General features: G+C 52.1%; 6 protein-coding genes. 4 read left to right on the top strand and 2 right to left on the bottom strand.

Annotated elements, in window-relative coordinates:
• Nucleotides 1-274 precede the first annotated feature (274 nt).
• Complete coding sequence (locus tag BT119_RS01565) at nucleotides 275-1,396, top strand: site-specific integrase (protein WP_072364597.1); 1,122 nt, start codon at nucleotides 275-277, stop codon at nucleotides 1,394-1,396.
• A 317-nt stretch (nucleotides 1,397-1,713) separates the two neighbouring features.
• Nucleotides 1,714-2,787, top strand: a complete 1,074-nt coding sequence (locus BT119_RS01560; protein ID WP_175550542.1) for a ParA family protein — start codon at nucleotides 1,714-1,716, stop codon at nucleotides 2,785-2,787.
• 126 nt (nucleotides 2,788-2,913) lie between these two features.
• Here the strand turns inward: BT119_RS01560 and umuC are convergent, their stop codons facing one another.
• Both umuC and BT119_RS01550 read right to left on the bottom strand, forming a co-directional pair.
• Nucleotides 2,914-4,197 (bottom strand): translesion error-prone DNA polymerase V subunit UmuC, encoded by a 1,284-nt coding sequence (umuC, locus tag BT119_RS01555; protein ID WP_072364595.1) that lies wholly within the window; start codon nucleotides 4,195-4,197, stop codon nucleotides 2,914-2,916.
• Nucleotides 4,184-4,618 (bottom strand): LexA family protein, encoded by a 435-nt coding sequence (locus BT119_RS01550; RefSeq protein ID WP_020313294.1) that lies wholly within the window; start codon nucleotides 4,616-4,618, stop codon nucleotides 4,184-4,186. The genes umuC and BT119_RS01550 overlap by 14 nt, the downstream gene beginning before the upstream one ends.
• A gap of 113 nt (nucleotides 4,619-4,731) precedes the next feature.
• Here BT119_RS01550 and BT119_RS01545 point away from each other — a divergent pair, with 113 nt between their 5' ends.
• Nucleotides 4,732-5,430, top strand: coding sequence for an SOS response-associated peptidase family protein (locus BT119_RS01545; protein WP_072364915.1), 699 nt, complete (start codon nucleotides 4,732-4,734; stop codon nucleotides 5,428-5,430).
• 113 nt (nucleotides 5,431-5,543) lie between these two features.
• Nucleotides 5,544-6,038 (top strand): Hcp family type VI secretion system effector, encoded by a 495-nt coding sequence (locus BT119_RS01540; protein ID WP_020313292.1) that lies wholly within the window; start codon nucleotides 5,544-5,546, stop codon nucleotides 6,036-6,038.
• The last annotated feature ends 1 nt before the right edge of the window (nucleotide 6,039 follow it).

The raw sequence follows: 6,039 nt of genomic DNA, 5'->3' as shown, positions 1-6,039 counted from the left end.
CTCATCACTACAAATTTGCTACACAAGCTCAAAAATCGATAGAAATTGCAGTATTATCTGGGCTTTGCAGGTATATATGTCCAATCCATCATCGGCGCGACGGAGAAGCGTCGGGATAGCGGAAACGCTGGATTTGCAGTGTTTACAGGAGTAGCTTGTTTTTCGCTTGTCATAATCACTGGTCTTTTATACAGCTATTTTTACCCGTTTTTGCTTGTTTTTCATGCGCTGTTGCTACAATGTAGCAAATCGATTCTGAAATGTAGCAAATGAAATGGGCACGATCACAGCACGGAAACGCAAAGATAAAACCACTGGCTTCACGGCTCAGATTCGGATCAATAGGGTCGGCCTGCCAGTTTATCAGGAAACCCAAACCTTCGACCGTAAGCAGGTTGCCCAGGCCTGGATCAAGAAACGTGAAGCAGAGCTTAACGCACCTGGTGCGATCGAGCGCATTAACCGAAAAACAGTCAGTATCAAGCAGATGATCGACCGATACCTTGATGAGTACGAGAAGATTCGTCCTCTGGGCAAGACCAAGCGGGCAACGCTTACGGCCATAAGCGAGAGCTGGCTGGGAGATATAGCCGATTCAGCATTGACTAGTCAGAAGCTGGTTGAGTATGCGCAGTGGAGAATGAGCAAGGAAGGCGGCGGAGTCCAGGCGCAGACCGTAGGCAATGATCTGTCGCATCTCGGAGCAGTGCTGTCCGTAGCAAAGCCGGCATGGGGATATGACGTTACCCCTCATGCGATGTCAGATGCGCGGATCGTCCTGCGTAAACTGGGAATGGTCAGCAAGAGCAAAGAACGTACTCGGAGACCTACGAAAGACGAGCTCGACGCTCTGCTTACCCATTTTTTTGAGATGCAGATACGTAAGCCCTCTTCGATCAATATGCCCAAGGTACTGGGATTCGCGATATTTTCTACGCGTAGGCAGGAAGAAATCACCCGTATTCGCTGGGACGATCTGGATGAAAAACGCCAGGCAGTGCTGGTTCGAGACATGAAAAATCCTGGCCAGAAGATCGGCAACGATGTCTGGTGCCACCTTCCCGACGAAGCCTGGGCGATCCTGCAGAGTATGCCTAAAGGGTGCGCAGAGATTTTTCCCTATAATTCGTACTCCATATCTGCCTCATTCACTCGGGCCTGTAAGTTTTTGGAACTGAAGGATCTGCACTTTCACGATATGCGACACGACGGCATCAGCAGGCTTTTCGAAATGGACTGGGACATCCCGAGAGTATCGAGCGTCTCCGGCCATCGTGACTGGAATTCCCTACGAAGGTACACCCACCTTCGTGGACGCGGAGACCCTTACAAAAACTGGACGTGGCTAACGATTATTCTGAACGCAAAGGTTCATCTCGGAAATCGTGTGACTTGACGCGACGGGTTAAAAACCATAGGGGCCTTTGCTGTGGTTGTGGTCCTTCGTAAAGCCGAGAAATCGGTGAACGTTTCTTTAGGGCCCAATTAAATGCATGTCTTTTTGAATCACACTACCGGACCGACAAGCTCGCTCACCTGCCTCGTCGCTTTGGACATCTCATCCACGCAATGATGCTCTCCGTCAAGCTAAAGCATTACCTAAGCCCCAAAAAAACAGACTGACTTGCGAGCGACGGACCTTGTAATTCAACAAGAAAATAGACAGACTGCGATCATAAACCTGCAAGCTAAACGACTCAAAAGGATATTTGAATGCCTCAGACAATTGAGCGATATGTAATATGGAATAATAAGGGCGGCGTGGGCAAAAGTACGATTGCCTTCCATGCGGCGACTCGTTATGCAGAAAGACACCCAGGAAAACGCGTACTTCTTATAGACCTTTGCCCGCAATCCAACTCAAGCATGATGCTCTTAGGAGGCGGCGAACGTGGAGAAAACTACGTTCTTGGGCTTTGCACCGAACCGACCCCGCGAACAGTAGTTGGTTACATGAGTACGGTGATCGCCGGCGGTCAAGGCGCGCCCTTACCTGACCCTTACAATTTTTTAGTACAAGCCAGCAGCGTCAACGATAAAGTACCCCAAAACATCGTTCTTCTATGCGGCGATGGTAATCTTGAACCTATGTCTCCCGCAGTCACGGGAGCAGCCAATGCGCCAGCACTCACCCCGGCCAGCCAGCCATGGCGTTGGGTACATTTGACTTTTAGGGCCCTTATAGATTCATTTGCTGCAAGAGACCCAGACTCTGACGTAACAGTATTTATTGATACCAATCCTAGCTTCTCTATATACACTGAGCTTGCCATCTCCGCCGGAGACAAGTTAATAGTGCCAGTCAACGCAGATGACTCATCAAGAGTTGCAGCGAACGCGCTCTTTATCCTTCTTCATGGGCAACAGCCACCCCATCCCATTTATGGAGCCTGGACTTTCGCTGTAAGAGCGGCCCAGTCGGGCATGGTCGTACCGAAAATTCATGCAGTCGTGGGTAATAGACTAACCCAGTATGAGGGAGCGGCAGGAGCATTTGCGGCTCTATCCGACGCGACAGCAGTCACACTTTTCGAGCAATATAGAGCTGCACCACACTTTTTCACTGCTCGACAGATTGCCGCGAATAGCCTTGCGGAGTTTCGCTCACTGTATTCGGTTGCCCTACGTGACTTCAATACGGCGGGAGTGGTTGCAGCACACTTAGGCTGCTCACTTTCTAGGCTCACCGGGGGTTATTATGACATCCACGGCCACAACATTCAGGTCAACGCGGCAAGAGTTTCTGAGTGTTTAATCGCTGTAGATAAACTAATAGATATGCTTTAACTTTACGGTGTGATTCTTCGCTTCGGCTTACTAGTCATTACGAAGGATCAAACCTCATTCCGTACATAAAGCGCGTGAGCCACTGCACAATATCAAACCCAGCCTCTAGAATAGACTTGCACAAAACTAAATATCGCACTTGACTGTCCACAGCTGATCCAGCCGGGTCGTATAGCTCTGACTCATCATGTCCCGGCGCATCGCCCACATGGGATCCACAGGCACACTTCCAGCTCTCAATGTCCCTCTGCCCCATCGGGCATTTATCTCGTCCAGCACGTCCATCACCTTCTCGGCCGCGACCGGCTGCGAGGCCGCGAAAAGATCATCCGTGAATTCACCTGGCTGACGAAGATCCAATAGCAGCACCTCCGCCTTGCTGTACTTGAAGCCCGGTCTGAACAGACGATTGACCGCCTCGGTGGCGGCTTTCGTCATCAAGCGAACGTCGTTGGTGGGATACGGCAGTTCAACCAGCGCCCCATTGGCGTATTTGGCTTCTTCAGGGTTGAACATGCCGGTGCGGATGCTGACTCGGATCTTCTTGCATAGAGAACTCTGGGAGCGAAGCTTCTCGGCAGCACGTTGCGTGTAGGTGGCCACCGCTTCTTTGATTGGCTCAATCGTAGTCAGCCGCTGACCGAACATCCTGCTACAGCAGATCTCCTGCTTTGGAGGCGCGGCCTCGCCCAGTTCCAGGCATGGAGTGCCAGCCAACTCACGAGCCGTCTTTTCAATGACAACACTGAACCGGTCTCGCAAGGTACGAGGATCGGCGTTGGCCAGATCCATTGCGGTGCGGATGTTCATCGCTTCCAGATGCGCTTTCATCTTCCTGCCCACGCCCCAGACCTCGGACACTGCAGTATTGCGCAGCACCCAGTTGCGTTTGTGTAGATCGCAGATATCGACGACCCCACCTGTTTGAGCCAGGAGACGCTTGGCTGTGTGATTCGCAAGCTTAGCCAAGGTTTTCGTCGGAGCGATGCCGACCCCGACAGGAATGCCCGTGCACTTGAGGACGGAAGCCCGTATGCGACGACCGAATGCTGTGAGATCCCCAGGGATGCCGGTCAAGTCCGCGAACGCTTCGTCGATGCTGTAAACCTCCGTGGCGGGCACCATGGACTCGATGATCGACATCACGCGCTCGCTCATGTCGCCATAAAGCGCGTAGTTGCTGCTGAACACCTTGATCCCATTGCGGCGCAGAACCTCTTTGATCTGGAAATACGGAGCCCCCATTTTCACAAATGGCTTGGCGTCATAGCTGCGGGCGATGACGCATCCGTCATTATTGCTGAGGACCACGATAGGAGTCCTTTCCAAGTCAGGACGGAAGACGCGCTCGCAGCTCGCATAAAAGCAGTTGCAGTCAATCAGCGCGAAAATCGGCTCATGCCTTTCCATGACGGCGCATGCTGTAATTCACCACGCCCCAAATGACCAGGTTGTCACCTTCCAGAATATGCCGAGCTGGATATGCGGCATTTTCAGACTGGAGCTTGACGACTCCATCCATCATGAAGAGCCGTTTGCAGATCGGCTCAGAGTTATTCAACGCTGCAACGACTATCTCCCCATGCTCCGCGTTGCGGCTACGGTCGACGACGATCAGATCCCTATCGAAAATGCCCGCGCCTATCATGCTGTCACCCAAAATCTTCGCAAGATACACATGAGGCGCACGAACCTCGGCCATTTCATCCAGTGAGACGTGCTTCTCGATGTAATCGACAGCGGGCGAAGCAAATCCTGCGGGCACCTGAAACGAGTAAAGCGGAAGCTTGATGCCCCCTTCAGACAATGGGCCGAGAATGACTACGCTCATGTGGGAAACCTTTCGATTGAGATTGCTGTATGCATATACAGTTAACTCTTCAGCCCGCGTGCGGTCAATCGTATAGGCAGGCATTTTCGACGAGTGACATTACGGGTGACATCATGTGCGGACGCTACTCGATCTACGAATCGATGGACCATTACCTCAGGGAGCTTGCGCCAGAGCAGCTGGTGATCAATGGCTATGACCTTTGGCCGATAGGGCGATATAACGTCGCGCCGACGACCCGCGTAGAGATCATTCGACCGACGGAGGCTGGGCTCAGTGTCGACAAGGTTCGCTGGGGATGGGCTCCTTTCTGGGCACAGGGTAAACGTCCCGCACCAATCAATGCACGAGTGGAAACCGTCATGACAGGCAATTTTTTCAAGGAGCTTTGGCCGAACGGCCGTGCTCTTGCGCCTGCAAATGGATGGTTTGAATGGGTAAAGGATTCGTCGGACCCAAAAAAGAAGCAGCCGTATTTCATCCGCCTCAAAAGCCAGAGACCTATGTTCTTCGCAGCTCTTGCCCAGGTTCATCCAGGTCTTGAGCCCCACGAGGCCGATGGATTCGTGATCATAACCGCCGCCAGTGATCAGGGGATGGTCGACATCCATGACCGGCGACCTTTAGTGCTCAGTCCGGAACTGGCCCGCGAATGGACCGACTCTGCAACTGACCCAGCGCGTGCAGCCGAAATTGCCCTGGAGTGCTGCACGCCAGTTGACGAGTTCGAGTGGTACAAGGTCGGCAAGGCAGTGGGCAATGTGCGGAATCAAGGGCAGGATCTTATCCGGCCCGACACCGACACAGCCTAAATGAAACGGAGTATATGCAGCTAGCTCTCCGGAAGCAGGTGTAACCATGCTGGCAAACGGTGGGCTCCATAAGCTACGCTAAGCTCTCAAATTTTTAAAAGCAGGAAGCTGATATGTCTTTTGACGCATTTATGCAGGTGGACGGTGTAGAGGGCGAGTCGTTGGACAACGCCCATAAAGGCTGGGTAGAGCTGTTGTCCTATCATTACGATGCAGTTCAGTCGATCAGTACAACTGCCTCTTCTAGCGGCGGCGCGACTGCAGGGGGCGTGACCCTGGGCGACTTTAGAGTGAGTAAATATATAGACAGAGCAACACCAAAACTATTTGAACTTTGCTGCCGAGGCTCGCACATCAACAAAGTAACTATTCGCGTACACCGAGCAGGCACCGAAAAATTTAAATATTTAGATATCGTTCTTGAAGAAGTTTTGATATCAACCGTTAGCGGCAATGGCGCGGAGCATGCTGGCTTTCCTGTGGAAATGATCACACTCAATTATGGCCGCATAAAATTCGAATATTCTCAGCAACGGCGTGCCGACGGAGGAAATGCTGGTATCGTTTCAGGGGGGTGGGACAGGACCGCAAACAAACCATTTGCGTAAT

The organism is Pseudomonas sp. NFACC10-1, from assembly GCF_900119195.1.
GTDB classification, from domain to species: domain Bacteria; phylum Pseudomonadota; class Gammaproteobacteria; order Pseudomonadales; family Pseudomonadaceae; genus Aquipseudomonas; species Aquipseudomonas cerasi.
This window is presented reverse-complemented; position numbering and strand designations above follow the sequence as displayed.

Coding starts and splice junctions, on each gene's coding strand:
- BT119_RS01565 (WP_072364597.1), top strand. CDS start 275: ATGGGCACGATCACAGCACGGAAACGCAAAGATAAAACCACTGGCTTC.
- BT119_RS01560 (WP_175550542.1), top strand. CDS start 1,714: ATGCCTCAGACAATTGAGCGATATGTAATATGGAATAATAAGGGCGGC.
- umuC (WP_072364595.1), bottom strand. CDS start 4,197: ATGGAAAGGCATGAGCCGATTTTCGCGCTGATTGACTGCAACTGCTTT.
- BT119_RS01550 (WP_020313294.1), bottom strand. CDS start 4,618: ATGAGCGTAGTCATTCTCGGCCCATTGTCTGAAGGGGGCATCAAGCTT.
- BT119_RS01545 (WP_072364915.1), top strand. CDS start 4,732: ATGTGCGGACGCTACTCGATCTACGAATCGATGGACCATTACCTCAGG.
- BT119_RS01540 (WP_020313292.1), top strand. CDS start 5,544: ATGTCTTTTGACGCATTTATGCAGGTGGACGGTGTAGAGGGCGAGTCG.